27 protein-coding genes are annotated in these 22,719 nt (G+C 71.3%); 13 read left to right on the forward strand and 14 right to left on the reverse strand.

From position 1 onward, the window contains the following. The first annotated feature begins 332 nt into the window (after positions 1–332). Entirely contained in the window at positions 333–1,271 is a 939-nt protein-coding gene (locus KME79_RS00005; RefSeq protein WP_219542747.1) for a TIM barrel protein, read from the forward strand. Positions 1,272–1,292: 21 nt separating this feature from the next. Here KME79_RS00005 and KME79_RS00010 read toward each other — a convergent pair whose 3' ends face one another. Next, complete coding sequence (locus tag KME79_RS00010) at positions 1,293–1,763, reverse strand: MarR family winged helix-turn-helix transcriptional regulator (RefSeq protein WP_219542748.1); 471 nt, start codon at positions 1,761–1,763, stop codon at positions 1,293–1,295. A gap of 61 nt (positions 1,764–1,824) precedes the next feature. Here KME79_RS00010 and KME79_RS00015 point away from each other — a divergent pair, with 61 nt between their 5' ends. Continuing rightward, positions 1,825–2,241 (forward strand): cupin domain-containing protein, encoded by a 417-nt coding sequence (locus KME79_RS00015; protein WP_219542749.1) that lies wholly within the window; start codon positions 1,825–1,827, stop codon positions 2,239–2,241. A gap of 129 nt (positions 2,242–2,370) precedes the next feature. Here the strand turns inward: KME79_RS00015 and KME79_RS00020 are convergent, their stop codons facing one another. The 3 genes from KME79_RS00020 to KME79_RS00030 all read right to left on the reverse strand — a co-directional run bounded on the left by KME79_RS00020 (position 2,371) and on the right by KME79_RS00030 (position 3,715). Further along, positions 2,371–2,520 carry a hypothetical protein gene (locus tag KME79_RS00020; RefSeq protein ID WP_219542750.1) on the reverse strand — a complete coding sequence of 50 codons (150 nt, stop codon included), beginning with the start codon at positions 2,518–2,520 and terminating at the stop codon, positions 2,371–2,373. Next, positions 2,484–2,720, reverse strand: coding sequence for an SDR family oxidoreductase (locus tag KME79_RS00025; RefSeq protein WP_308248718.1), 237 nt, complete (start codon positions 2,718–2,720; stop codon positions 2,484–2,486). The genes KME79_RS00020 and KME79_RS00025 overlap by 37 nt, the downstream gene beginning before the upstream one ends. Positions 2,721–2,848: 128 nt before the next feature. Further along, positions 2,849–3,715, reverse strand: a complete 867-nt coding sequence (locus KME79_RS00030; RefSeq protein ID WP_219542751.1) for an iron-sulfur binding domain-containing protein — start codon at positions 3,713–3,715, stop codon at positions 2,849–2,851. A gap of 79 nt (positions 3,716–3,794) precedes the next feature. On the opposite strand from KME79_RS00030, the gene KME79_RS00035 reads away from it, so the two are divergent. Next, complete coding sequence (locus KME79_RS00035; protein WP_219542752.1) at positions 3,795–4,463, forward strand: hypothetical protein; 669 nt, start codon at positions 3,795–3,797, stop codon at positions 4,461–4,463. A gap of 49 nt (positions 4,464–4,512) precedes the next feature. Here KME79_RS00035 and disA read toward each other — a convergent pair whose 3' ends face one another. After that, on the reverse strand, positions 4,513–5,595 hold the full coding sequence (disA, locus tag KME79_RS00040) for a DNA integrity scanning diadenylate cyclase DisA (RefSeq protein WP_148035602.1): 1,083 nt from the start codon (positions 5,593–5,595) through the stop codon (positions 4,513–4,515). A gap of 107 nt (positions 5,596–5,702) precedes the next feature. Further along, a complete protein-coding gene (locus KME79_RS00045) occupies positions 5,703–6,095 on the reverse strand; it encodes a winged helix-turn-helix transcriptional regulator (protein ID WP_219542753.1) in 393 nt (130 codons plus the stop codon). 87 nt (positions 6,096–6,182) lie between these two features. On the opposite strand from KME79_RS00045, the gene KME79_RS00050 reads away from it, so the two are divergent. Then, positions 6,183–7,067 carry an NAD(P)H-binding protein gene (locus tag KME79_RS00050; protein ID WP_219542754.1) on the forward strand — a complete coding sequence of 295 codons (885 nt, stop codon included), beginning with the start codon at positions 6,183–6,185 and terminating at the stop codon, positions 7,065–7,067. 28 nt (positions 7,068–7,095) lie between these two features. On the opposite strand, the gene radA is transcribed toward KME79_RS00050, so the two are convergent. The 4 genes from radA to KME79_RS00070 are packed head-to-tail and all read right to left on the reverse strand — an operon-like array spanning position 7,096 to position 9,957. Then, a complete protein-coding gene (gene radA / locus KME79_RS00055; RefSeq protein WP_219542755.1) occupies positions 7,096–8,502 on the reverse strand; it encodes a DNA repair protein RadA in 1,407 nt (468 codons plus the stop codon). 37 nt (positions 8,503–8,539) lie between these two features. Then, positions 8,540–8,845 carry a thioredoxin gene (gene trxA, locus KME79_RS00060; RefSeq protein WP_148035598.1) on the reverse strand — a complete coding sequence of 102 codons (306 nt, stop codon included), beginning with the start codon at positions 8,843–8,845 and terminating at the stop codon, positions 8,540–8,542. Next, positions 8,842–9,216 (reverse strand): MerR family transcriptional regulator, encoded by a 375-nt coding sequence (locus KME79_RS00065; RefSeq protein ID WP_148035597.1) that lies wholly within the window; start codon positions 9,214–9,216, stop codon positions 8,842–8,844. The genes trxA and KME79_RS00065 overlap by 4 nt, the downstream gene beginning before the upstream one ends. A 42-nt stretch (positions 9,217–9,258) precedes the next feature. Further along, on the reverse strand, positions 9,259–9,957 hold the full coding sequence (locus KME79_RS00070; RefSeq protein ID WP_148035596.1) for a class I SAM-dependent methyltransferase: 699 nt from the start codon (positions 9,955–9,957) through the stop codon (positions 9,259–9,261). A 56-nt stretch (positions 9,958–10,013) separates the two neighbouring features. Between KME79_RS00070 and KME79_RS00075 the strand changes: the two genes are divergently transcribed. The 7 genes from KME79_RS00075 (at position 10,014) to KME79_RS00105 (ending at position 16,737) form a co-directional block, all read left to right on the forward strand. After that, on the forward strand, positions 10,014–10,823 hold the full coding sequence (locus KME79_RS00075; RefSeq protein WP_148035595.1) for a sugar phosphate isomerase/epimerase family protein: 810 nt from the start codon (positions 10,014–10,016) through the stop codon (positions 10,821–10,823). Then, positions 10,820–11,596 carry a class I SAM-dependent methyltransferase gene (locus KME79_RS00080; RefSeq protein WP_219542756.1) on the forward strand — a complete coding sequence of 259 codons (777 nt, stop codon included), beginning with the start codon at positions 10,820–10,822 and terminating at the stop codon, positions 11,594–11,596. Before KME79_RS00075 ends, KME79_RS00080 begins: the two co-directional genes overlap by 4 nt. Next, positions 11,593–12,177: a TetR/AcrR family transcriptional regulator gene (locus tag KME79_RS44385; protein WP_219542757.1), complete on the forward strand. Its 585-nt coding sequence runs from the start codon at positions 11,593–11,595 to the stop codon at positions 12,175–12,177. Before KME79_RS00080 ends, KME79_RS44385 begins: the two co-directional genes overlap by 4 nt. 138 nt (positions 12,178–12,315) lie before the next feature. After that, on the forward strand, positions 12,316–14,424 hold the full coding sequence (locus tag KME79_RS00090) for a (Fe-S)-binding protein (protein ID WP_219542758.1): 2,109 nt from the start codon (positions 12,316–12,318) through the stop codon (positions 14,422–14,424). Positions 14,425–14,585: 161 nt separating this feature from the next. After that, on the forward strand, positions 14,586–15,368 hold the full coding sequence (locus KME79_RS00095) for a hypothetical protein (RefSeq protein ID WP_261808956.1): 783 nt from the start codon (positions 14,586–14,588) through the stop codon (positions 15,366–15,368). Further along, positions 15,365–16,426: a glycosyltransferase gene (locus KME79_RS00100; protein WP_219542759.1), complete on the forward strand. Its 1,062-nt coding sequence runs from the start codon at positions 15,365–15,367 to the stop codon at positions 16,424–16,426. Before KME79_RS00095 ends, KME79_RS00100 begins: the two co-directional genes overlap by 4 nt. 29 nt (positions 16,427–16,455) lie before the next feature. Beyond that, complete coding sequence (locus tag KME79_RS00105) at positions 16,456–16,737, forward strand: metal-sensitive transcriptional regulator (protein ID WP_049560737.1); 282 nt, start codon at positions 16,456–16,458, stop codon at positions 16,735–16,737. 475 nt (positions 16,738–17,212) lie between these two features. On the opposite strand, the gene KME79_RS00110 is transcribed toward KME79_RS00105, so the two are convergent. Continuing rightward, positions 17,213–18,760 carry a hypothetical protein gene (locus KME79_RS00110; protein ID WP_219542760.1) on the reverse strand — a complete coding sequence of 516 codons (1,548 nt, stop codon included), beginning with the start codon at positions 18,758–18,760 and terminating at the stop codon, positions 17,213–17,215. Between the two features lie 62 nt (positions 18,761–18,822). On the opposite strand from KME79_RS00110, the gene KME79_RS00115 reads away from it, so the two are divergent. Further along, on the forward strand, positions 18,823–19,725 hold the full coding sequence (locus tag KME79_RS00115; protein ID WP_219542761.1) for a DUF1349 domain-containing protein: 903 nt from the start codon (positions 18,823–18,825) through the stop codon (positions 19,723–19,725). On the opposite strand, the gene KME79_RS00120 is transcribed toward KME79_RS00115, so the two are convergent. Then, entirely contained in the window at positions 19,697–20,218 is a 522-nt protein-coding gene (locus tag KME79_RS00120) for a gamma carbonic anhydrase family protein (protein ID WP_187281519.1), read from the reverse strand. The two genes, KME79_RS00115 and KME79_RS00120, sit on opposite strands and share 29 nt — an antisense overlap. A 153-nt stretch (positions 20,219–20,371) precedes the next feature. Between KME79_RS00120 and KME79_RS00125 the strand changes: the two genes are divergently transcribed. Next, complete coding sequence (locus tag KME79_RS00125) at positions 20,372–21,370, forward strand: coiled-coil domain-containing protein (protein WP_219542762.1); 999 nt, start codon at positions 20,372–20,374, stop codon at positions 21,368–21,370. A 137-nt stretch (positions 21,371–21,507) separates the two neighbouring features. On the opposite strand, the gene KME79_RS00130 is transcribed toward KME79_RS00125, so the two are convergent. Beyond that, positions 21,508–21,747, reverse strand: coding sequence for a hypothetical protein (locus KME79_RS00130; RefSeq protein WP_148035585.1), 240 nt, complete (start codon positions 21,745–21,747; stop codon positions 21,508–21,510). 123 nt (positions 21,748–21,870) lie between these two features. Then, the gene (locus KME79_RS00135; RefSeq protein WP_308248719.1) at positions 21,871–22,623 is read right to left on the reverse strand and encodes a GntR family transcriptional regulator; all 753 of its coding nucleotides are present in this window, start codon (positions 22,621–22,623) and stop codon (positions 21,871–21,873) included. Positions 22,624–22,719: the final 96 nt, after the last annotated feature.

The raw sequence follows: 22,719 nt of genomic DNA on the forward strand, positions 1-22,719 counted from the left end.
AGCTGGCTGCCACTCTCCGGCGAGAGGGCATCCGGTAAAAGGAGGCGCTGGTGCGCTCCGGCGCACGGGGGTTTTCGCATGTGGTGACGGGAAACGTTGCCGAATCGTTGAAGGCCGAGTGGCCCCGCCACGACAAGTAGTACTACTCTGTGTAGAGCTTCGCCAAGTCCTGTCCAAGTGATCCGCAAGAGCGTGTCTCTACGGTCGGGACTGCTCCCCTGGGAGTAGCAAGAGATCAACCCAGGGCTGACGCGCACGCCGCCGCGGGCCGACATGCTCTGAGTGGCACCAGCGGGCGAGGGGGAAACCAGTGAGAGTCGTGGAGGAAACCGATGCGCCTGCGTCACGATGACGGAACGCTCGTTCACCTCGCCTACAACGCAGGCGTGCACCCCGCGGAGGATCTGGAGAACCTGATCGCCCATCTCACCCGCTACGCCGTGCCGGTGCGCAAGCGGCTCGGCGTGGAGCGGATGGGGGTCGGCCTGTGGCTCTCGCCCGCCGTCGCCGACCATCTGACCGCCGACCGCATAGAGCTCGTCCGCCTGCGCCGCTCCCTCGAAGAGCGCGGCCTGGAGGTCGTCAGCCTCAACGGCACCGGCGGTCGCAACCAGGAGGCGCCCGGCCCCGACTGGGCCAAGCCCGAGCGCTACCGCTACACGATGGCGCTGGCCAAGATCCTCGCGTTCCTGCTGCCGGACGACATCCAGTCGGGCAGCATCTCCACCATCCCGATCGGCTGGCGCCGCGACTGGCCGGCCGACCTGCAGGCGATCGCCACCCGGCGGCTGGAGCGGCTCGCCCGCGAGCTGCGCGGCCTCCACAGCATCACCGGCAAGACGGTCAGGGTCGGTTTCGAGCCGTGGCCCGGCTGCGTGCTGGAGACCACGGAGCAGGCGCTGGAGCGGGTGCGCGGCATCGACTCCGACCACCTGGGCGTCTGCCTCGACGCGTGCCACCTGGCCCGCGGCGCCGAGGAGACCGGTGAGGCGCTGCGCGGCCTGGCCAAGACCGGCGCCCCCGTGGTCAAGCTCGGCCACGTGCACCACCACACCGGCGGATCGCCCAACACCGGCGGCGTCCTGCACGACACCCTGACGGCGATGCTCTCCGGCGCGGTGAGCGGCAGCGCCCACATCGAGGTCGAGACCCACAACCTGGTGGTCCCGGGCCGCGCGAAGGGCCCCGGCGCCCTGGTCTCGCTCCTGGCCCAGGAGCTCGACTGGGCCCGCACCAGCCTCACCAGCCTGGGTCTCCAGCTCGCCGCCTGACCCGGGGGCTGGTCCGGCGCCTCACGGGGCGCCGAACCAGCCCGGGATGTCGAGGCGCCACAGGTTGGCGGGGGTCATTTTGCGGAGGTCGGCCTCCAGCGCCCGCAGCCGGTCCTCGCCCAGCTCGGCGGCCCAGCGGGCGCGCAGGTCGTCGAAGATCGCGGCCGAGCGGGCGAGGGCGTCCATGCCGTACGGGGTCAGACGGACGATCTTGCGCCGGGTGTCGGCGGGGTCGCGGGTGCGTTCGACGTAGCCGATGCGTTCGAGTGCCTCGACGGTCTTGCCCGCGGCCTGCTTGGTGACGCCGAGCGTGCGGCCCAGGTCGACCGCGGTCGTGCCGTCGGGCCCGATGGCCTGCATGACGAAGCCGTGCATGGGCCGGATGTCCGGATGCCCCTGACGGCCCAGCTCGGCGTGGAGCTCGTCGATGAGCACCCGGAAGGCCAGGAAGAGGCGGAGCGGGAGTTCGAACCCCGGGGGTGTGCTTGACACGATAGACAACCTGGTTCACTATCTAGACAATAACGTTGTCTATCTTAGAGGAGCACCTGCCATGACCGTCATCCGCGACGCGCGGGCACGCAGGATCGAGACGCCCAACGGGACCATGACCACGCTCGCCTCGCCCACCCAGGGCGAGTCCCGCCAGGCCGTGTGGCGCGTGGACGCCAAGCCCGGCACGGCGGGCCCGCTGCACGCCTTCGACACCGAGTCGGTGTGGACCTGGCTGGCGGGCCGCTGCACCGTCCAGCTCGGCGGCGAACGGGTCGAGGTCGCGGCGGGCGACACCATGGTGCTGCCCGCCGGCGCGCTGCGCCGGTTGTTCGCCGACGAGCGGCACGGCTTCGCGGCGATCGTGGCCGCCCCCGCGGGCGTCCAGGTCTACAACCCGGACGGGCTCGACACCCCGGACGCCTGCGACCTCGTACCGGAAGGCACCCGCAGCATGCCCCTGCCCTGGGCCCGGTGACCGCCCTCAGGACAGGTGCGCGTGGGCGTCGGCCCAGGAGGGTGCCCTGGGCCCGGTGGCCGGCCTCACGGCAGGTGGGCCTCGGCTCGGGAGTGGAAGGTGCGGGTGCCCTGGGCCCGGTGACCGGGCTCAGGACGAGGGCTGGAACAGGTGGGTGTGGGCGTCGGCCCAGGAGCGGAAGGTGCGGGCCGGAGTGCCGGTGACCTTCTCGACCGTGGTGGTGACCGGCGCCGGGCCGGCGGTCATCGCGGCCTGGGCGCGCAGGACGTCGTCGGCCACCTCACGGCGTCGACGCCGTCGACCGCCGGGGCCAGCGAACCGGGCGCCGACAGGTCGCCGCGCAGGGGCTGGACGCCGGGCGGGAAGCCCGCCGGGGTCCGGGACAGTGCCCGGACCTCGGCCCCGTCCTCCGCCAGCCGCGCCGTCACGTGGCGCCCGACCGTGCCGGTCGCCGCCGTCACCAGAATCCGTTGTGACACTTCTTTCCCTCCCCGAAGGACTCACTGATCGTCAACCGTAGGAGGAAGGCGCGCGACGGCCCATGCTCGGCTGTCGCGGATTCATACGCGATCGTCGTTCCTGCCCAGAGGCAGATCGTCGTTCCTGGCTAGAGGCAGTACGTGCCGTCCTCCAGGACCTGGGCCAGGCCGTCCGCGACGAGGCCGTCGAGCGCCCGCTCACGCTGCACGGCGTCCTCCCAGACCGCGTCCAGCGCCGCCTTCGGCACCGGCCCGTGGGCGGCGCGCAGGACCGCGAGCAGGCGCCCGCGGCACTGGCGGTCGGTGCCCGCGTACGTCTGACCCTTGCGGGCGGGACCCGCGTGCGGCGGCTTGCCGGCCAGCCGCCACGCGCACACCCCCGCGATCGGGCAGCCCTCGCACCGGGGGGCGCGGGCGGTGCAGACGAGCGCCCCCAGCTCCATCACCGCCACTCCCCAGCGGGGCGCGCCCAGCTCGGGCAGGAGCGCCTCCGCGAGGTGGCGTTCGGCGGCGGAGGTGGCCGTCGGGGGATACTCCTCGGCCCGTACCGCCCGCGCGAACACCCGTCGCACGTTGGTGTCCAGGATCGCGTGCCGGCCGCCGAACGCGAAGCCGGCGACCGCGGCGGCGGTGTACTCGCCGATCCCCGGCAGGGCGAGCAGCGTCGCGTGGTCGGAAGGGACCTCGCCGCCGTGCCGCTCGGTGATGGCCGTGGCGCACGCGTGCAGGCGCAGCGCCCGGCGCGGGTAGCCGAGCCGCCCCCAGGCGCGCACGGCCTCGCCGGAGGGCTCCGCGGCCAGCGCCTTCGGAGTGGGCCAGCGGGCCATCCACTCGTGCCAGACGGGCAGCACCCGGGCCACCGGCGTCTGCTGCAGCATGATCTCGCTGACGAGCACTCCCCACGGGGTCCGGTCAGGGGTGCGCCAGGGGAGGTCCCGGGCGTTGTTTTCGTACCACTCCAGAATGGGAAGGTGTAGGAGTTTCGGCTCGATCACGCAGCCCAGCGTATGACGAGATGGCAAGGTCCGGCGTGTCGTCACGACGCGTCACCGGATGGTTACCCATCCTGGCGGCATGGATCCGGAAACCATGCGCGGAGACTCGGGAATCGGGGGCGACGTCTACTGGCGGCGGCGCATGAGCCTGCTCATCGGAGTGCTCGTGGTCGTTGCCGTGGTGGCGTGGGCCTGCTCCAGTTCGGGCGGCCCGGAGAAGCGGTCCGACGCCCAGGTCTCACCCAGCCCCGCCCCGGTCACGGACCCGCTGCTGGCGGGGCTGCGCACGCTGGCCATGGGCACCGCCAGCCCGTCACCGACGCCCAGCCCGAGCAAGACCCCGCGCGCCAGGCGCGCGGGCGAGCCCTGCGACGACAAGGACCTCGTGCTCCACCTCCAGGGCGAGCAGGAGATCTACGCGAGCGGCGCGCGCCCGCACTTCATCGTCACCGTGGTCAACACCGGGCCGGTGATGTGCAAGGCCGACGTCGGCCCGCGGGCGCTGGAGATCCGCATCACCTCGGGCGAGGACCGCATCTGGTCCACGGCCGACTGCGTCAGCGGCCCGGGGACGGAGACGCGCGAGCTGCAGCGCGGCGTGCCCTACGTCCGCACCCTCGACTGGAACCGCCGCCGCTCCAGCGGGAGCTGCCGCGCCGACCCGCCCGCCGCCCTTCCCGGCACGTACGTGGTGGTGGCGCGCCTGGGCGAGCACAAGAGCCCGAAGGGCGTCTTCCACCTCCGCTGAGCCCGTCGCCTCTCACAGGGCGTCTCAGAGGCGTACGGGGGGCGTCTGGTCAGACGTAGCGCTCCAGGATCGAGGACTCCGCGAGGCGGGAGAGCCCTTCGCGGACACTGCGGGCCCTGGACTCACCGACGCCGCCCACGGCCTGGAGGTCGTCGATGCTGGCCGCCAGGAGCTTCTGCAGGCTGCCGAAGTGGTTGACCAGGCGGTCGACCACGGTGGCGGGCAGCCGGGGCACCTTGGCCAGCAGGCGGAACCCGCGCGGGCTGACCGGGCTGTCGAGCTTGTCGCCGCCGTTGTGGCCCAGCAGGCCGGCGACCACCGGCAGGTCGAGCAGCTCGTTGCCGGACAGCGCGTCGAGATCGTGCAGGGCGTCGGACAGGCGGCGCTGGCGGCGGCTCGACGGGGCCGGAAGGTAGTCGCGCACCACCAGCTCCCGCTCGGAGTCGACGCCGGAGACCAGCTCGTCGAGCTGCAGGGACAGCAGCCTGCCGTCGGTGCCGAGCTCGACCACGTAGCCCTTGATCTCGTCGGAGATGCGCCGGACCATCTCCAGCCGCTGCGCCACGGCCGCCACGTCGCGCACGGTGACCAGATCCTCGATCTCCAGCGCGGAGAGCGTGCCGGAGACCTCGTCGAGGCGGTGCTTGTAGCGCTCAAGGGTGGCCAGGGCTTGGTTGGCCTTGGACATGATCGCGGCCGACTCTTCGAGCACGTAGCGGATGCCGTCGAGGTAGAGGGCGATGATCCGCATGGACTTGCTGATCGCGATGATCGGCAGGCCCGTCTCCTTGGCCACGCGCTGGGCGGTGCGGTGGCGGGTGCCGGACTCGTCGGTGGGGATGGTGGGGTCGGGAACCAGGTGGACGGCGGCGCGCACGATCTTGTGGTCGTCGCTGATGACGATCGCCCCGTCCATCTTGGCCAGCTCGCGCAGCCTGGTGGCGGAGAAGTCGACGTCGAGATGGAAGCCGCCGCTGCAGAGGCGCTCGACCATCTTGTTGTAGCCGAGCACGAGCAGGCCGCCGGTCTGCCCGCGCAGGATCCGCTCCAGACCGTCGCGCAGTGGTGTGCCCGGGGCCACCGCGGCCAGGGCTTCGCGACGGCGGTCGTCAAGACTCCTGTCGTTTGGCACCTGACCCCCGTGTCGAAATAGTCAAGCCCAGCTTAGCTGCGCCGTCTCACTCTCTCCTCCGCCTTTGGGCGGGTCATACCACGGTAGCGAGTCACCCGGGTCCGGGTTCAACGGCCGGCGGCATCCCACCGCTCCCGGGCCGCCGCCATGGTGTCCCTGTGCTCCCTCGACCAGTCGGCCAGCCGCTCGACCGTCTCGGCCAGGCTCCGGCCGACCGGCGTCAGCCGGTACTCGACCTGCGGCGGGATCGTGGGGTACGCCGTCCGCTCGACCAGCCCGTCCCGGCACAGCCGCCGTGTCGTCAACGTCAGCATCCGCTGCGAGATGCCGGGGATCGCCCGTTGCAGCTCCCTGAACCGCCGCACGCCTTTGGCCAGCTCCACTATCACCAGCACCGTCCATTTGTCGCCGAGACGGTCGAGCACATCCCGGATGCCGCAGTCGTCATCCCCGCACGGCCCGGGGGCCTGGGGGGTTACCTCCGTGTTCGCGGCTGACATGAAAGTGCCTCCTTAAAGTCGGCGCCCGGACGCTCCATGCTGGGCGTCATTCACCTTTTCGCGCACCTCAACAACAGGAGTGGTCTCATGATTCTCGTCACCGGCGTGTCGGGGAAACTCGGCAGTGCGATCCTCGCCGGGCTGCGGGCCGTGGACGGGCCGGTGACGGTCGGGGCCAGCAGTTCCGGCGACGGCGCGGTGGTGCGGCTCGCCGACTTCGACCGGCCGGAAACGCTGGAGTCGGCCTTCGCGGGCGTGGACGTGCTGGTGTTCGTCTCGGCGGGGTACGCCGAGGACGACGTCGTGCTGGCCCGCCACGGCGCCGTGGTGCGGGCGGCCACCGCCGCCGGAGTCCGGCACGTGATCTACACCAGCCTGGCCGGCTCGGGGGAGCGGCTCACGATCGCGCTCGCGCACCGCTGGACCGAGGCGCGGCTGGCCGAGGCGCCCTTCGACGTCACCGTCCTGCGCAACGGCCTGTACGCCGAGATCCCGGCCGGGCTGGCCGTGGCCGGGGCCGCCGCGGCGGCGGCGAGCGGGGTGTTCGCCGCGCCGCTCGGCGACGGGCGGCAGTCGGCCGTCGCACGCGACGACCTGGCCGCCGTGGCCGTGCGGGTGGCGGCCGAGGCGCAGGCGGACCTGGCATCGGGGGCGTCGGGGGCGCAGCGGCGGCACGCGGGCCGCACGTACGAGCTGGAGGGCGTGGAGGCGGTCGGCGGGCGGGAGCTCGCCGAGGCGCTGGCCGAGACGCTCGGCCGGCCCGTCGAGTACCGGCCGGCTCCGCTGGGCGAGACGCGGGCGTCGCTGGCCGGGCTGGAGCCCTACCAGGTGGGGCACACGATGTCGACGTTCTCCAACATCGGCGCGGGGCTGCTGGAGGGCCGCGGCGGTGACCTGACGGCGTTCCTGGACGCGCCGCGGCCGGTGCGCGACCTGGTCACGGCGGCGGTCAAGTCGGCCCTGGGAGGCTAGCGCCCTCTCAGGTCCTCAGAGGTACGGGTCAGGTCACGTGGGTGAGGGCGTCCCAGACGTTCTCCGCCTCGACGACCTCGAAGCCGGGGGCGAAGGCGACCGGGCCGACCGGGACGAGGGAACGCTGGCCGTTGGGCTTGCGGGTGCCCTCGTCGAGGGAGCCGACGGGGACCAGGCCGCGTTTGAAGCCGAGGCGGGCGGCTTCGGTGAGGCGGCGGCGGACGTCCTTGACGGGGCGGAGCTCGCCCGCGAGGCCGACCTCGCCGAGCGCGACCAGGCCCGCCGGGAGGGGCTTGTCGCCCGCGGCGCTGGCGACGGCGAGCATGACCGACAGGTCGACGGCCGGGTCGCTGAGCTTGATGCCGCCCACGGTGGCGGTGAAGACGTCGCAGCCGCCCAGCCGGGCGTTGAGCCGGCGCTCCAGCACGGCGAGGACCATCTGGACGCGGTAGGTGTCGAGGCCGGAGGAGGTGCGCCGCGGCTGCTGGGCCTCGGTGCGCGCCACCAGGGCCTGGACCTCGGCGGGCAGCGGGCGGGTGCCCTCGACCGTGACGGTCACGCAGGTGCCGGGGACGGGGTCGGAGCGGCGGGAGACGAACAGGCCGCTGGGGTCGGTGATGCCCTCGATGCCGCGCTCGTGCAGGTCGAAGCAGCCGACCTCGTCGGTGGGGCCGAACCTGTTCTTGATCGCGCGGACCATGCGGAGCCGGGAGTGGCGGTCGCCCTCGAAGTTGAGCACCACGTCGACGAGGTGTTCGAGGGTGCGCGGGCCGGCGATGGAGCCTTCCTTGGTGACGTGGCCGACCAGGACGGTCGACATGTCGCGCTCCTTGGCCAGCCGCACGAGGTTGGCCGCGACCTCGCGGACCTGGGTGACGCCGCCGGGGACACCGGTGGCCTGGGCGGAGCCGACGGTCTGCACCGAGTCGACCACGAGCATGCGGGGCTGGATCTTCTCCACGTGGGCGACCAGCGCCGACAGCTCGGTCTCGGCCGCCAGGTAGAGGCGGTCGCGGATGGCGCCGATGCGGTCGGCGCGGAGCCGGACCTGGGCGGCCGACTCCTCGCCGGTGACGTAGAGGACGGTCTCGCGCTCGGCGATGCGGGCGGCGGCCTCCAGCAGCAGCGTCGACTTGCCGATGCCGGGCTCGCCGGCCAGCAGCACGACCGCGCCCGGCACCAGGCCGCCGCCGAGCACCCGGTCGAGCTCGCCGACGCCTGTGGTGCGGGCGGCGGCGATCTCGGCCTTGACCTGGCCGATCGGCATCGCCGGGGCGGTGGTGGCGCCGGCCTGGACGACGTGCGCGCCGGCGCGGCCGCCCTCCTCGTCGACGGTGCCCCACGCCTGGCACTCGCCGCACCGGCCGACCCACTTGGGGGTGCGCCAGCCGCACTCGGCGCAGCGGTATCCGGGCTTCTGCGCAGTCTTGGCCATGGCGAGCAGGCTAGCGGGCCGGACCGACAAGCCGCCGCTACGCCAGGCCCAGCTCCTTGACGAGCATGCGCTTGGGCCGGGCCCCGACGATCTGCCTGACCGGCCGGCCGTCCTCGAACAGCAGCAGCGTGGGCAGGCTCATGACGCCGTAGCGGGCCTGGATCTCGGGGTGGTGGTCGGTGTCGAGCTTGCCGATGGTCAGCCCGTGCTCGGCCTCGATCTCCTCCAGCACCGGGGCGATCATCTTGCAGGGCGGGCACCATTCGGCCCAGAAGTCGACGAGCACCGGCTTGCCCGCGCCGAGCACCTGCTCGTCGAAGTTGTCCGTGGTGAGCGTGATCATGTGTCTCCTCTGAAGAAGCAGCCTTCGCACGATCCGGCGAGTTGCGCGGCGACCTCCGCGCGGCGGGTCAGGAGCAGCCGGATCTCGTCGTCGATCTCGGCGAGCTTGCGCTGGTAGACGGCCATCGACTCGGGGCAGGACCCGCCGCTGTCGTGGCCCGAGCGCAGGCAGTCGACGAACGGGCGGGTGTCCTCCAGCGTGAACCCCACCGACAGCAGGGCGCGGATCTCCGACACGAGCCGGACGTCCGCCTCCGCGTAGTGGCGGTAGCCGTTGGCGCTCCTGTGGGCGCGCAACAGCCCGTGCTGCTCGTAGTAGCGGAGCGAGCGGGTGCTCACCCCGGTCCGCCGGGCCAGCTCTCCGATGCGCATGCGCTCAAGGTAAACGTTGACACCGGCGTCAAGGTCAAGCGCTCAGAAGTAGCGCCAGCGGAGCACGTTGGGATAGGCCAGCTCCAGGCCCGGCGTCTCGGCGATGGCCTGCTCGGCCACCTCGGGGGCGAACTCGATGCGCAGCACCGCCTCCAGGTCGGCCCGCCGCTCGAAGACCATGCGCAGGTCGAGCCGCCGCCGCTGCCAGCCCTGGCGGTCCCAGAACGCCTCCACCTTCGGCGCGGAGTAGGCGGGGACCGTGCGCTGGAACCACCGGCCGAACGGGCCCCCGGTGGCGTCGAGGTCGAGGACGAAGGCCGCGCCGCCGCGCCGTACGACCCGCGACAGCTCGCGCAGGCCCGGCTCGCAGCCGGGCCCGAAGAAGTAGGCCCAGCGCGCGATCGCGACGTCGACCGAGGCGTCCGGCAGCGGCAGGTCCTGGGCGGCGGCTTCGCGCACCTCGACGGACGGGAGCGCGGCGCACCGGCGGCGGGCCGCGGCGGCCAGGTCGCGGTGCGGCTCGACGCCGATCACCCGGGCGGCCTCGGCGGCGTAGCCCGGCAGGTGGTAGCCGGTGCCGCAGCCGATGTCGAGCACGGTCGCGCCCTGCCACGGCCGGAGTTTCCGCATCGCCGCGCCGGCGATGTCGTCGGGGTCGACCGCGCGGTTCTCCAGCTCGTACACCTGCGGTGTGTTCCAGATGTTGGGGCTCGGGATCGCGCCTCGGACCGTCCTGGGCATGCGACAACCGTACGGGGTGGCGCGCCGGCACGGGACATCCGGCTTAGGCTGGCAACGTGGCTGATGTCATCCGCGTGCCCAATGCGAAGATCGCATTGTCCACCGCTTCGGTATATCCGGAACGCACGCCTGATGCGTTCGAGCTGGCTGCCCGGCTGGGCTACGACGGTGTCGAGATCATGGTCGGCGCCGACCCGGTGAGCCAGGACATCGACGTGATCGAGCGGCTCTCCGACCATTACGAGGTGCCCGTCCTCGCCATCCACGCGCCCTGCCTGCTCGTCACCCAGCGGGTGTGGGGGCGCGACCCGTGGGCCAAGCTGGTCCGCGCGCAGAAGGCGGCCGAGCGGCTCGGCGCGTCGGCCGTCGTCGTGCACCCTCCGTTCCGCTGGCAGCGCGACTACGCCCGCGAGTTCGAGGTCGGGCTGGCCCGCATGCGCGACGAGACCGACGTGATCTTCGCGGTCGAGAACATGTTCCCCCTCAGGGCCCGCGGCAACGACGTGGTGCCCTACTCGCCCGACTGGAACCCGACCGACTACGACTTCCCGCACGTCACGCTCGACCTGTCGCACACCGCCGTGTCCGGCTCCGACGCCATGGACATGGCGACCAAGCTCGGCGACCGGCTGGCGCACCTGCACCTGGCCGACGGCATGGGGGTCACCAACAAGGACGAGCACCTGGTGCCCGGCAGGGGCAACCAGCCGTGCGCGCCCATGCTGGAGCGTCTGGCCCGCAACGGCTACGACGGCCTGGTCGTCCTGGAGATCAACACCCGCAAGGCGGCCAGTCGCTCCGAGCGCATCGACGACCTGGCCGAGGCGCTCGCCTTCGCCCGGCTCTACCTGGCGGCCTCGACATGAGCCCCGAGCACCTGCGCACGGGCCCGAGCAGGGAACTCGGCCGGGTGTTCGACCGGGTGGCCGACGCCTACGAGGCAGGTCGGCCCGGCTACCCAGACGAGCTCTACCGCGCCCTGTCGGAGGTGTCGGGCGTGCCGCTCGACGGCGCCACGGCGGTCGACGTGGGCGCCGGCACCGGGAAGCTCGCGCACGCCCTGCGGGCCCGCGGCTCGCGGGTGGTCGCGGTCGACCCGGGCGCGGAGATGCTGGCCAGGCTGCGGTCCAAGGGCACGGCGGGGGTGTCCGCGGTGCTGGCCGACGGCAACGCGCTGCCGCTGGCGGGCCGGTCCGCCGACCTGGTGACGTACGGCCAGTCCTGGCACTGGCTCGACCCGGTGGCCTCGATCGAGGAGGCCAGGCGGGTGCTGCGGCCGGGCGGGGCCATCGCCGCCTGCTGGAACCTCGCGCACGTGGCCCAGGCCGAGTGGCTGGCCGCCTACGAGGAGCGGCTGGCCGGGGCGTGCCCCACCTACTGGGGGCCGGCCAGTGAGGAGTGGTCGGTGCCGCCGATCGCGGCCGCGTTCGACGTGGTGGAGGAGCGCTGGATCCCGTGGACCCGCCTGGTCGCGATCGAGGACTTCCTGCTCCACCTGCGCTCCCACTCCTACATGGCGGCGCTGTCGGCGGGGGAGGCCGACGCGCTCGTGGAGCGGCAGCGGGCCGAGCTGCGCCGTGAGTTCCCCGACAACGTGGTGTCGGTGCCGATGCGGGTCTACCTGGCGGTAGGCCGGTGAGCACCATCAAGAGGCGTCCGGGGCGGCGTCCCGGCTCGGCCGACACGCGCGGGGAGATCCTCGCGGCGGCCCGGAAGGTCTTCGCCGAGAAGGGCTTCGACAAGGCCACGGTGCGCGGCATCGCCAGGGAGGCGAAGGTCGACCCGGCGCTGGTCCACCACTACTTCGACACCAAGGAGGGCATGTTCGCGGCGGCGATGCGGCTGCCGATCACGCCTGACCTGGTCGTCTCGGTGCTGCTCGACGGCCCCCGTGAAGAGCTCGGGAGGCGCCTGGTTACCATGATGCTCACGGTGACCGGTGATCCCGAGACCCGTGAGCCGATGATCGCGCTGGTCCGCTCAGCCATGACCCACGAGCAGTCGCGCGTGCTGTTCCGCGAGTTCATCACCAACGCCCTGCTCTACAGGGTGGCCGACCACCTCGGGATCCCCCACCTCCGGATCGAGGCCGCCTTCTCGCAGATGTTCGGGGTGATCGTGGCCCGTCACGTGCTGCGGCTGGAGCCCATGGCGAGCGCCGAGCCCGAGGAACTGGCGGAGCTGCTGGCGCCGACGATTCAGCGCTATCTCACACTGTAGAGCATTGTTCTGGAGCTGATCCTCACCATAAGGTGAAACTCGGTTACCTCCAGGAAGTTACTCGCGGGTAGGATCCCGGCGGGGCCAGGTCAGCGGGGTGACCGTACGCTGACAAACAACGTCGTTGTGGGAGGACCCGTGCTCTGGGTAGCCATCATCGGGCTCGTGATGACCGTCGTGGCGGTGGCCGTCGCGGGCCGCAGGGCTCTGTTCCTGTTCAAGCTCGCCACGGTGGGCCCGCCGGCCCCCGAGCGCATTCAGTACGCCAAGGACAACGCCGGCGCCGAGATCAAGACGCAGCTGGTGGAGGTGCTCGGCCAGAAGAAGCTGCTCAAATGGACGCCGTCGGGTGTGGCGCACTTCTTCGTCATGTGGGCGTTCTTCATCCTGCTGACCGTCTACATCGAGGCGTACGGCGCGATCATCCAGGGTGCGATCACCGGCCGGCCGAACTTCCACATCCCGTTGATCGGGCAGTGGCCGGTGCTCGGGTTCCTGCAGGACTTCATCGCGGTGGCGTGTCTGCTGGGCCTGGTCGCCTTCGCGGTCATCCGGTTGCGTGAGTCGCCGGCCAAGCTGGGCCGCGGGTCGCGGTTCTCCGGCTCGCACCTGGGCGGCGCGTGGCTGGTGCTGTTCATGATCTTCAACATCATCTGGACGCTGTTCCTGGCCAGGGGTGCGGCGGCGGCCAACGGCAACCTGCCGTACTCCTCCGGCGCGTTCGTGTCGATCCCGCTGGGTCAGGTGCTGCCGGCCAGCGGGCTGCTGGAGGAGATCGCGCTGCTCCTGCACATCGGCTTCATGCTGGTGTTCCTGATCATCGTGGTGAACTCCAAGCACCTGCACATCTTCACCGCGCCGCTGAACGTGTTGTTCTCGCGCCGCCCGGACGGCATGGGCGCGGTGCCGGAGATGCGCGTCGACGGCAAGCCGGTCGACTTCGAGGACGAGGACCTGGATCCGGAGCGGCTGGGCCGGGGCAAGATCGGTGACACCACGTGGAAGGGGTTCCTGGACTTCTACTCCTGCACCGAGTGCGGGCGCTGCCAGTCGCAGTGCCCGGCGTGGAACACCGACAAGCCGCTGTCGCCGAAGATGCTCATCCTGGACCAGCGTGACCACGCCTTCGCGGTCGCCCCGTACCTGATGGCCGCCGCCAACGGGGGCAACGGGCACGAGGACACCGACGTGCTGGCGCTGCTGAACAAGCCGCTGGTGGGCGAGGAGGGTGTGATCCACCCGGACGTGCTGTGGTCGTGCACCAACTGCGGCGCGTGTGTGGAGCAGTGCCCGGTGGACATCGAGCACATCGACCACATCATCGACATGCGTCGTTACCAGGTGATGGTGGAGTCGTCGTTCCCGTCGGAGGCGGGGGTGATGGTGAAGAACCTGGAGAACAAGGGCAACCCGTGGGGCATGTCGGAGATGAAGCGGGCCGACTGGATCGCCGAGCTCGATTTCGAGGTCGAGCTGGTCGAGGAGAAGATGCCCGAGGACGCCGAGTACCTGTTCTGGGTGGGCTGCGCGGGTGCGCTGGAGGACCGGGCGAAGAAGACCACCAAGGCGGTGGCGGAGCTGCTGCACATCGCCGGGGTGAAGTTCGCGGTGCTCGGCCCGATGGAGGCGTGCACCGGTGACCCGGCCCGCCGGCTGGGCATGGAGTACCTGTTCAACATGCTGGCCCAGCAGAACATCGAGACGCTGAACGAGGCCGGGGTCAAGAAGATCGTGGCCACGTGCCCGCACTGCTTCAACACGCTGGCCAACGAGTATCCGCAGCTGGGCGGCATGTTCGAGGTTGTGCACCACACCCAGCTGCTGGCCAAGCTGGTCGATGAGGGCAAGCTGACCCCGATCACGCCGATCGAGGAGAAGATCACCTACCACGACCCGTGTTTCCTGGGCCGGCACAACAAGGTCTACTCCCAGCCCCGCGACATCATGTCCAAGGTGCCGGGAGTGCAGACGCAGGAGATGCACCGGCACAAGGACCGCGGTTTCTGCTGCGGCGCGGGCGGGGCGCGGATGTGGATGGAAGAGCGGATCGGCAAGCGCATCAACACCGAGCGGGTGGACGAGGCGTTGACCACGGATCCGGACACGGTTTCCACCGCGTGCCCGTTCTGCATGGTGATGCTGGGCGATGCGATCAATGAGAAGAAGAACAGCGGCGAGGCCAAGGAGTCGCTGGAGGTCGTCGACGTCGCGCAGCTCCTGATCAAATCCGTGAAGACCCCCGTCTGACCCGGAAAGTGAAACTCCTCCACAGGTGTCTGTGGAGGAGTTTCGCCGGTCAAAGGGGGTGATCGCCGGAAATCCGGCATCCACATAACGGGTAAATCACGGTAACCTCAACGTCGCATGGCTCTATTCGACGGGGAGGGGGGCTCGTGATGAGCGTTGTCGTGACAGACTCCGAAGTCACCCTTGCCGACGTCCTCTCCCTCCGGCTCGCCATGGAGGAGCCGCTGAAGAGCGGCACCGAGCTGGTGCTGCGCCACCGCACCAGCGGCGTGGAGCGAGAGGTGACGCTCGGCACGCCGGGCGCCGTCGCGCGCGAGGCCACCGTCGCCGTGTCGCTGGCCCCGCTGCTGCTCACCGCCGGGCGCTGGGACGCCTACCTGCGCCACCAGGGCAGACGCAACAGGCTGCGCAGCATCGACCCCGGCTTCTCGCTCGACCATCTCGACGCGTACGCGCTCTGCAAGCGCACGCTCGCCTACCGCTCCTACCGCACCCGCAACGGCTATCTGGCGCTGAAGATCGACGATGCCGCGCCCGTGGCGGAGGTGCGCGCGGTCTGGTTCAGGGAGGGCCGCTTCGAGGTGACCGGCCTGCTCGCCTACACCGGCCTGGAGGACGACGACTCCCGCCACGAGGCCATGCTGGCGCTGCAGCGCAGGCAGACGGGCGCGCGCGTGTCGGCCAACGCCACCGTCCAGGGCGTGCGCTTCCACGCCGCGGTCTCGCTGGTCGACGTGCTCGCCGCCGACCCCGAGGCCTCGGGTACGTGGGAGCCGTCGCTGGAGGTGGACGGGGTCGGCGAGCCGTTGCGGCTGGGCGGCTGGCTCGACGACGTCGACGGCAAGCGGCGCCGCCTGCACTACCCGTCGGCCCGCATCGACGGCGTGCCCATCAAGCCCTCCTACACCGCCGACGACGAGTTGCGCATCGAGGTGGGCGGGTGAAGGTCACCTTCCTGCTCTCCTCCGCGTACGCGATGCGGGGAGACGTGCGCTCGGCGCTCAACCTCGCGGGCGCGCTGGCCCAGCGGCACGAGGTCGAGGTGATCAGCCTCAGGAGGCAGAAGGAGAAGCCGTTCTTCCCGGTCGCCGCGGGCGTGACCATGCGCTCGGTGATCGACGTGAGGCCAGGCGTCCGGCGTCTGTTCCCGCAGGGGCAGGTGCGCACGGAGGTGGCCCTGTGGCGGATGCTGCGCTCACTCAGAAGTGACGTTCTCGTCACCGCCAGGCCGGGGCTCAGCGTCCAGGCCGCGCGGCACGCCCCGCGCGAGATCCTGCGCATCGCCCGTGAGTGGGGCAGGCCGGCGGTGCCCGGCCCGGTCAAGAAGCTCTACCCGCGCCTGGACGCCGTCGTCGCGGCCACCGAGCCGGCCCGCGAGGAGTGGGCCAGGTTGCTCGACTCCGGGCCGCACGTGCACGCCATCCCCGACGCGCTGCCCGGCTCGCCGTGGCCGCGCTCGCGGATGGACAACCGCATCGTGGCGGCGGGCGGCCGCTGGGTGGCCGCCAAGTCGTACGACAGGCTGATCCGCGCCTTCGCCGTCGTCTCCGCCGAGCGCCCCGACTGGCGGCTCAGGCTGTACGGGAGCGGCCCCGAGGAGCGGCGGCTGCGCGCGCTGGTCGACGAGCTGGGCCTGCACAACCACGTCTACTTCATGGGCACCACCCCCGATCTGACCGGGGAGTTCGCCAAGGCGTCGATCGTGGCCAACACCTCCCACACCGCCGACCTCGGCATGACCGTGCTGGAGGCGATGGGGTGCGGGGTGCCCGTGGTGGCGTTCGAGGGCAGCCACGGGCCCGCCGAGTTCGTGGCCACCGGCTACAACGGCGTGCTGGTGCCCGAGGCCGACGAGCGGGCGTTCGCCGGGGCGATGCTGGCGCTCATCGGCGACGAGCGCAGGCGGCGCTCGCTGGCCGCCGGGGCGCTCGACACGGCCATCCGCCACGCCGCCGACGAGGTGGGCGAGCAGTGGGAGAAGCTGTTCGCAGGGCTCCGCTGAGTGATACCCGGAGCGGGTACCTTAGATGTATGCATGGGTACAGCGGAGACAAGCAGGCCTATCTGACGCGGCTCAGGCGCATCGAAGGGCAGATCAGGGGCCTGCAGCGCATGGTCGACGACGACGCCTACTGCATCGACGTCCTCACCCAGGTCTCCGCCGCGACGCGGGCGTTGCAGGCGGTGGCGCTGGGGCTGCTGGAGGAGCACATCTCCCACTGCGTCGCCGACGCCATCGCCACCGGTGGCCCGGAGGCCGACGCGAAGGTCAAGGAGGCCTCGGCCGCGATCGCGCGACTCGTCCGTTCGTAGGAGGGCCGCCCCCCGGGAGGACTAGTCATCGTGAGCCACCCCGTACATGACATGTCCCGGACCCCTGGGGGAGTCCGGGACCAAGTCATGTGATCGTCTTCAGCGACTCGCCGAAGTCCGCAATCCGAGCGCGTCGTCGAGCTCGTCCAAGGTCAGCCGCCGCTCGCTGACAGCGACGGCGGTGAGCACCTCGGCGTAGAGCGCAATCTCGTCCAACGCGACACGGTCATGGACCCGAGTGTCCAAGTTTTCGTGCCCCACCGCGTCGTCCTTCCTTCCGCAGCCCACACCCTCTCCGAGGTTACGGCGCGGGCCCTTCCGGCGACATGGCCCATCGGAGTCATTCCTTTCGTCGCCGATGAGGCCCCAAGGGGATCATTTCCCCGGGTAGAGATCACAATTCAGCTAATAACGCGTGATCTTAAGTGTTAGAACGATATAGGCGGAGTTAGGGTGAAATAGCGGCATTAGTGGTTTACGTGTGACTCATGGGGTCGTCGCGCTCCAGGACCAGGCGGCGCACCAGCGCGGCCGACCCCGCGAACCCCCGCTCCGGCACCCGCGCCCCGGACACCCGATGCCAGGCCAGCCCCACCGCGTACGCGGCTCCCAGCACCGCGGCCGTGCTGGCACGGTCGGGCGGCATCATGCCGGTGCCGGCCTCGTCGCGCACGTGCGTGAACCCGCCCCGCAGGTCGGGCGGACCGGCCCCCGGCAGCCGGAGCCGCCGCGTGCCGGCGTCGTCCGGAGTCGTTTCCGAAATGTGACCTGTACTCAACTTATTGGGCCCCGGAATGCCCCCCGTTCCCGTAACGGGGCCGCCCGGGACGGGGAGTGGGCCGGAGCCGGTGAGCGGGCCGGTAAACGACTCGTTATCGGGGTTCCGGTATTGACCGGAAAAGCCTCCGGCGGGCCGCACGGGAAAACCCTCCGGCTCGGTCCGCTCGCCCGCCGACGTGCTCGTCAGGCCCGCCCGCAGCAGCTCCTCGTACGCGTGTCGGAGCCGGTGGTCGAGCCGGGGCGGCAGCAGCCCCTTGGAGTCGGACAGGTCCGCCAGATAGGCGGCGGCGGCCCGCGGCGGGTCGGTCGTGAAGGCCAGCGCCTCGACCAGGTCGTAGACCGTGTGGGACAGGTGGGCCTCCGGGTCGGTCTCCGCCATCACCGCCCGGGCCAGCCGCGGCGGGCAGCGGCGCAGCCAGGCCCGGCGCAGCTCCTGGTCCCCGCGCGCGGCCGCGTGGTCGTCCAGCCCCGGCTTCCGCAGCTCGGGCTCCACCATCGTGAGCAGCGCCAGCGCGCGCGGCCTGAACCGGGTGTCGGACAACAGGATGTGAGCCGTGTCGGCGATCAGCGCGGCCAGGCGCAGCGCGGTGCGCGGATGGCCGGCCCGCAGCCGCTCGCCCACCAGCGCGACCAGGCCCGCCAGCGGCGGCGCCGGCAGCCAGCGCACCCACTCGTCGCCCGGCAGCGACCGGCGCAGGAACTGGCCGAACATGGTGATCAGCCGTTCGTTGCCGTCGAAGGCCGGCGCGTACGCGCACCACATGATCGTGCCCCAGATGGCCGCCACCGTGCTGGGCACGTCGGAGGCGAAGACGTCGTCGAAGGCGGCGAGAGGATAGTCGAGCTCGCTCCTGCGGCAGTTGGCCCGCAGCAGGTCGTTGACGCGCTCGCACAGCTTCGGCGGCACGTCCGGGCCGACGAAGGCCTGCGTGGAGCCCGGCTCTGCGGCGAAGTCGGGGCCGCCGGGGATGATCTTCGGGGGCAGCGCGGCCGGGGAGTGGCCCACCTGCCGGGCGCGGATGCGCCGGGGCGGCGGCGCGGGGTGCCAGCGGCCGTCGGCCGGGTCGTGCAGGTGCCAGCGCGCGTGCGCGCCGAACAGCCACCGGTCGCCGTCGCGGGTCACCAGCGTCCTGGCGGCGATCGCGTGCGCGCGGGTGTCGCCGGGCAGCCCCTGCCAGCGCGGGTCGTCGACCATCGCGCGGATCTCCGCCTCCGCGGCGGTGAACGCATTCCAGGGGCGCACGGCGGCCATCGTAGTAGTCCGTCCGTAACCGAAGGTTGGCAGTACACGGCAGAATGTCCGCTATGAGGGCGAGACTGGCGGGCATGATGGCGGTCGTGGGTGTGGTGAGCGGGTGCGGGACGATCACGGCGGCCCAGCCGCCGCTGGAGGGGCCCGGCGTGCTCACGCTGGAGAAGGCCCAGCCCCCCACGCCGGGCGGCGAGGTGGGCGGCGCCTCCACCGAGTTCGCGTCCGCCAAGGACCTGTCGATGTGGCTCAAGCTCAGCGAGAAGGAGAAGGACGTCGACCGGCTCGCCAAGATGGACGTCGGCAAGACGGCCAAGGGCGCCATGTACCTGGAGCCCAAGACCTCCGCCTGGTTCGACGGCTTCCGCGGCCCGTTCGTCTACCAGGACCTGGCCGGCGACATCGTCATGCACGCCAGGGTGAAGGTCGAGGGCAAGAGCGGCGGCAAGCCTAGGCGCAAGTTCTCGCTCGGCGGCCTGATGGCCAGGGTGCCGGACTCGTACGACAACGCCAACTGGGTGTCGGTCACCACCGGCACGACCGACAGGACCGGCCGGCTGGAGTCGAAGTACACCAGGGACGGCAGCTCCAAGCCCAAGGAGACAGCCGTCAAGAGCGGCTGGACGGAGTTAGTGCTGGCCCGGGTGGGCAGGGTGTGCGCCGCGCTCTACAAGGAGGAGGGCGGCGAGTGGAAGGTGGCCGACCGCTGGCCGACCGAGTTCCCCGAGGTGCTGCAGTGGGGCCTGGTCGCGTACACCGACTGGGACAGCTACTACGCGCTCAAGAAGGACCACGTCAAGGGCAACGCCAAGCAGGTGAAGGGGCAGCCCGACCTGAAGATGACCGTCGACTACGTGCGGTTCCTCCGGCCGGAGCTGCCCGATTACGCCGACCCGCTGAACACCGCGTCGGTCTCGGACGAGGTGCTGATCAAAGTGGTGACGCCCGCCGATGCCTGAGCGCCGCCGCCATGTAGGTGTCGGGCGTGCGGGCGAAGGACGCCCGGTCGTCGTCGGTCAGCTCGCGTACGATCTTCCCCGGCACCCCCGCCACCAGCACGCCGGCCGGGATCTTCTTGCCGGGCCCGATCAGCGCGCCCGCCGCGACGAGCGTGCCGGCTCCCACGTGGGCCCCTCCCAGCACGATCGCGCCGATGCCGATCAGCGCGCCGGACTCGACGTGGGCGCCGTGGACCATGGCCTTGTGCCCCAGGCTCACCCGGGGCTCCAGGATGGCCGGCTCGCCGGGGTCGGCGTGCAGGCAGCACAGGTCCTGGACGTTGCACTCCTCACCGATCTCGATGCGTTCACTGTCCGCCCTGAGAACGGAGCCGTACCAGATGCTCGACGCCCGGCCGATCGAGACCCTGCCGACCACGACGGCGCCAGGGGCGACGTACGCGTCCGGGTGGATCTCCGGGGCCGCCCCGTCGTCCAATGCAGCGATGTACATCTGACCCATCGTAATTCCCGCCGTTTCCTGCCCGGCTCTGGCATTCCGGTTGCGGGTATGGGCAGTTGGCAGGAAAGTCGATTACTGACGTCTCGTCGTCACACCCTCACAATCCGCAGTTATCCCCCGCCTCACGCGAATTAGGTAATCCCCATGACACAACGGCACGACAGCATCCCCGACCTCATGCAGGACGACACTTTCGAAGTGGCCATGCGCGGCTACAACCGCCGCCAGGTGCACGACTACATGGCCAGGACCGGCAACCAGATCAGGGACCTGGAGGAGCGGCTGGCGCGGGCGATCGACCAGGCCGAGCAGAGCCGGGTCGAGCTCGCGGAGGCCAGGCGGCAGATCGCCGAGGTGCCCCAGAACTTCAACCCGAGCACCCGGCTGGAGCAGATTCTCAAGCTCGGCCACGAAGAGGCCACCGCCATGCGGGAGGAGGCCGAGGCCGAGAGCAGCGCCCTGCGCGAGTCCGCGAAGACCGAGTCCGACCGGCTGCTGACCTCGGCCCGCGAGACCGCCGACAAGATGCTCACCTCCGCGCAGGCGGAGGCGGAGCGGCGGGTCGCCGAGGCCACCGAGGCGGCCGAGCGCATGCTGGCGCAGGCCGGGGCCGACGCCGAGGAGGCCCGCTCGTCGGCGCGCGCCGAGGCGGAGACCCGGGTGCGCGAGGCGCAGGCCGAGGCAGAACGCACGGTCACCGCGGCCCGGGAGGAGTCCGAGCGGATGGTCGCGTCCGCGACGGCCGAGGCGGAGCAGACCATGGCAGGGGCGCGGGCCGAGGCGGAGCGGACGGTGGAGGCCGCCCGCGCGGAGGCCGAGGCGTCACTGGCGGCGGCGCAGCAGCGGGTGGCCTCGCTCGACGAGCACGCCGGCCGCCGCGTGGAGTACCTGAGCAACACCCACAACGAGGTGGTCCGCAGGCTGAACGAGGTCAACTCGGTGCTCAGCGACCTGATGCGCAAGGAGGCGGGGGCGGGCCCGCTGGTGCCGGAGGCGATCGCGCCGCCGGCCGCGCAGCAGGAGCTCCCGAGCGGGCAGGAGCAGGACGACGTGCGGGTCATCGTCGAGGACGAGGAGCCGCGGGAGGAGCGGTCGGTGGACGACACGGACGTCAACCTGGGACGTCTGGAGCTGCGCAAGTAGCGGGTGGAAGCCTCCGCCCCCGATCGGGTCGGAGGCTTCCACGCGTGCCCCCTCTTGGTGGCCCGGTGCCGGGGCCGCCGAGACGCAGGACCCGGCACCGGGCGGATCGTGGTGGCGGCGGGTGAGGCGTCCGCCGCTCACGGAGGTGCCGGGCCGGCGCGCCGCTCGGGCTCGCCGGCTCGTCTCTCCTGGTCCCGGAGCTGCTCGCGCAGGTCTTCCGGGTCGTCCGCGTCGATGGTCATCGCACAGCCGGCGTCGCGCTGCTCGGCGCTGATCGGGTGGTGGCGCGTGGCCCACCAGCGGCCGGCATCGCTTCGCCAGATGGTCCACTGCGGGTACTCCCGGGCGATTTCGGCGAGATGCCGATCAAAGGTCATCCACACCGCCCTTCCAAGAGCCCCTGGCCGAGGTTCCATCCGCTTCGAGCGTGCGCCACTTCTCTAGAGAACGCAATGATCGTGGGGGACAGGTCAACCTATCGCTTGACATCCGCCCTTGATTCAGGCGTCGAAGTCGTACTGGAGTACGTATGCCGCGGCGTCCAGGACCATCTCGTTGACCTCCACGGGCATTCCGGCGGCGGCGTAGGCGGTGCGGTCGACGACGATGACGGGGGTGCCGGCCGGCAGGCCGAGCAGGGCGCTCTCGCGGGGGCTGGGCATGCGGGCGCGGACCTCCTCGGTGAAGTGGGCCGGGGGGAGTTCGAGGTCGCGCAGCCTGGCGTAGACGCCTCCCGGCCCGGTGTCGGCCTCGGTGATCGGGCTGCCCTCCACGAGCCGCGCGGGGAAGTAGGAGGTGGCCAGCTGCACGGGCCTGGCGTCGACCAGGTAGCGGCGCCTGCGGACCCAGACGTCGGGGCCGCCGAGCACGTTCGCCACCTCGTCGGGGGCCTGTTCGCGGGCCACCTCGACCTGGTCGACGGTGAAGGGGCGGCCGCGGGTGTCGGCGTCCCAGATCGATCGTCCCTGCCCCCATTGTTCGCGCGCCAGGCGGCGGGAGCCGTGCCTGCGTATGGGTTTGAACAGTCGCACGTAGACCCCCGAGCCTCGCTTCGGCACCGCCAGACCTTCGTTGATCAGAACCGCGAGCGCCTGCCTGGCCGTGGCCCGGGCGATCGCGTACTCGGTCATGAGCGTGTTCTCGCCTGGTAGCCGGTCCCCGTCGCGCAGGTCGCCGGAGTGGATCCGGTCGCGGAGTGCGTCGGCGATCTGGCGGTAGATAGGAGGTTCTTGGGGTACCGGGGATTCAGACACAGTTAGATCACCCTCTGTCACCAACCGGGTTTGGCGTCTCCAGAGAACTTGCCCCGTCTTGTCCACGATCGCACAGATACGGAGGTTGGTCGCGAG

This window comes from Nonomuraea harbinensis (assembly GCF_019396385.1).
GTDB lineage: Bacteria > Actinomycetota > Actinomycetes > Streptosporangiales > Streptosporangiaceae > Nonomuraea > Nonomuraea ferruginea.

Excerpts from the sequence above, each read along its gene's own strand:
- KME79_RS00005 (WP_219542747.1), top strand. The coding sequence starts at position 333 with ATGCGCCTGCGTCACGATGACGGAACGCTCGTTCACCTCGCCTACAAC.
- KME79_RS00015 (WP_219542749.1), top strand. The coding sequence starts at position 1,825 with ATGACCGTCATCCGCGACGCGCGGGCACGCAGGATCGAGACGCCCAAC.
- KME79_RS00035 (WP_219542752.1), top strand. The coding sequence starts at position 3,795 with ATGGATCCGGAAACCATGCGCGGAGACTCGGGAATCGGGGGCGACGTC.
- KME79_RS00045 (WP_219542753.1), bottom strand. The coding sequence starts at position 6,095 with ATGTCAGCCGCGAACACGGAGGTAACCCCCCAGGCCCCCGGGCCGTGC.
- KME79_RS00050 (WP_219542754.1), top strand. The coding sequence starts at position 6,183 with ATGATTCTCGTCACCGGCGTGTCGGGGAAACTCGGCAGTGCGATCCTC.
- radA (WP_219542755.1), bottom strand. The coding sequence starts at position 8,502 with ATGGCCAAGACTGCGCAGAAGCCCGGATACCGCTGCGCCGAGTGCGGC.
- trxA (WP_148035598.1), bottom strand. The coding sequence starts at position 8,845 with ATGATCACGCTCACCACGGACAACTTCGACGAGCAGGTGCTCGGCGCG.
- KME79_RS00065 (WP_148035597.1), bottom strand. The coding sequence starts at position 9,216 with ATGCGCATCGGAGAGCTGGCCCGGCGGACCGGGGTGAGCACCCGCTCG.
- KME79_RS00070 (WP_148035596.1), bottom strand. The coding sequence starts at position 9,957 with ATGCCCAGGACGGTCCGAGGCGCGATCCCGAGCCCCAACATCTGGAAC.
- KME79_RS00080 (WP_219542756.1), top strand. The coding sequence starts at position 10,820 with ATGAGCCCCGAGCACCTGCGCACGGGCCCGAGCAGGGAACTCGGCCGG.
- KME79_RS00105 (WP_049560737.1), top strand. The coding sequence starts at position 16,456 with ATGCATGGGTACAGCGGAGACAAGCAGGCCTATCTGACGCGGCTCAGG.
- KME79_RS00115 (WP_219542761.1), top strand. The coding sequence starts at position 18,823 with ATGAGGGCGAGACTGGCGGGCATGATGGCGGTCGTGGGTGTGGTGAGC.
- KME79_RS00120 (WP_187281519.1), bottom strand. The coding sequence starts at position 20,218 with ATGTACATCGCTGCATTGGACGACGGGGCGGCCCCGGAGATCCACCCG.
- KME79_RS00125 (WP_219542762.1), top strand. The coding sequence starts at position 20,372 with ATGACACAACGGCACGACAGCATCCCCGACCTCATGCAGGACGACACT.
- KME79_RS00130 (WP_148035585.1), bottom strand. The coding sequence starts at position 21,747 with ATGACCTTTGATCGGCATCTCGCCGAAATCGCCCGGGAGTACCCGCAG.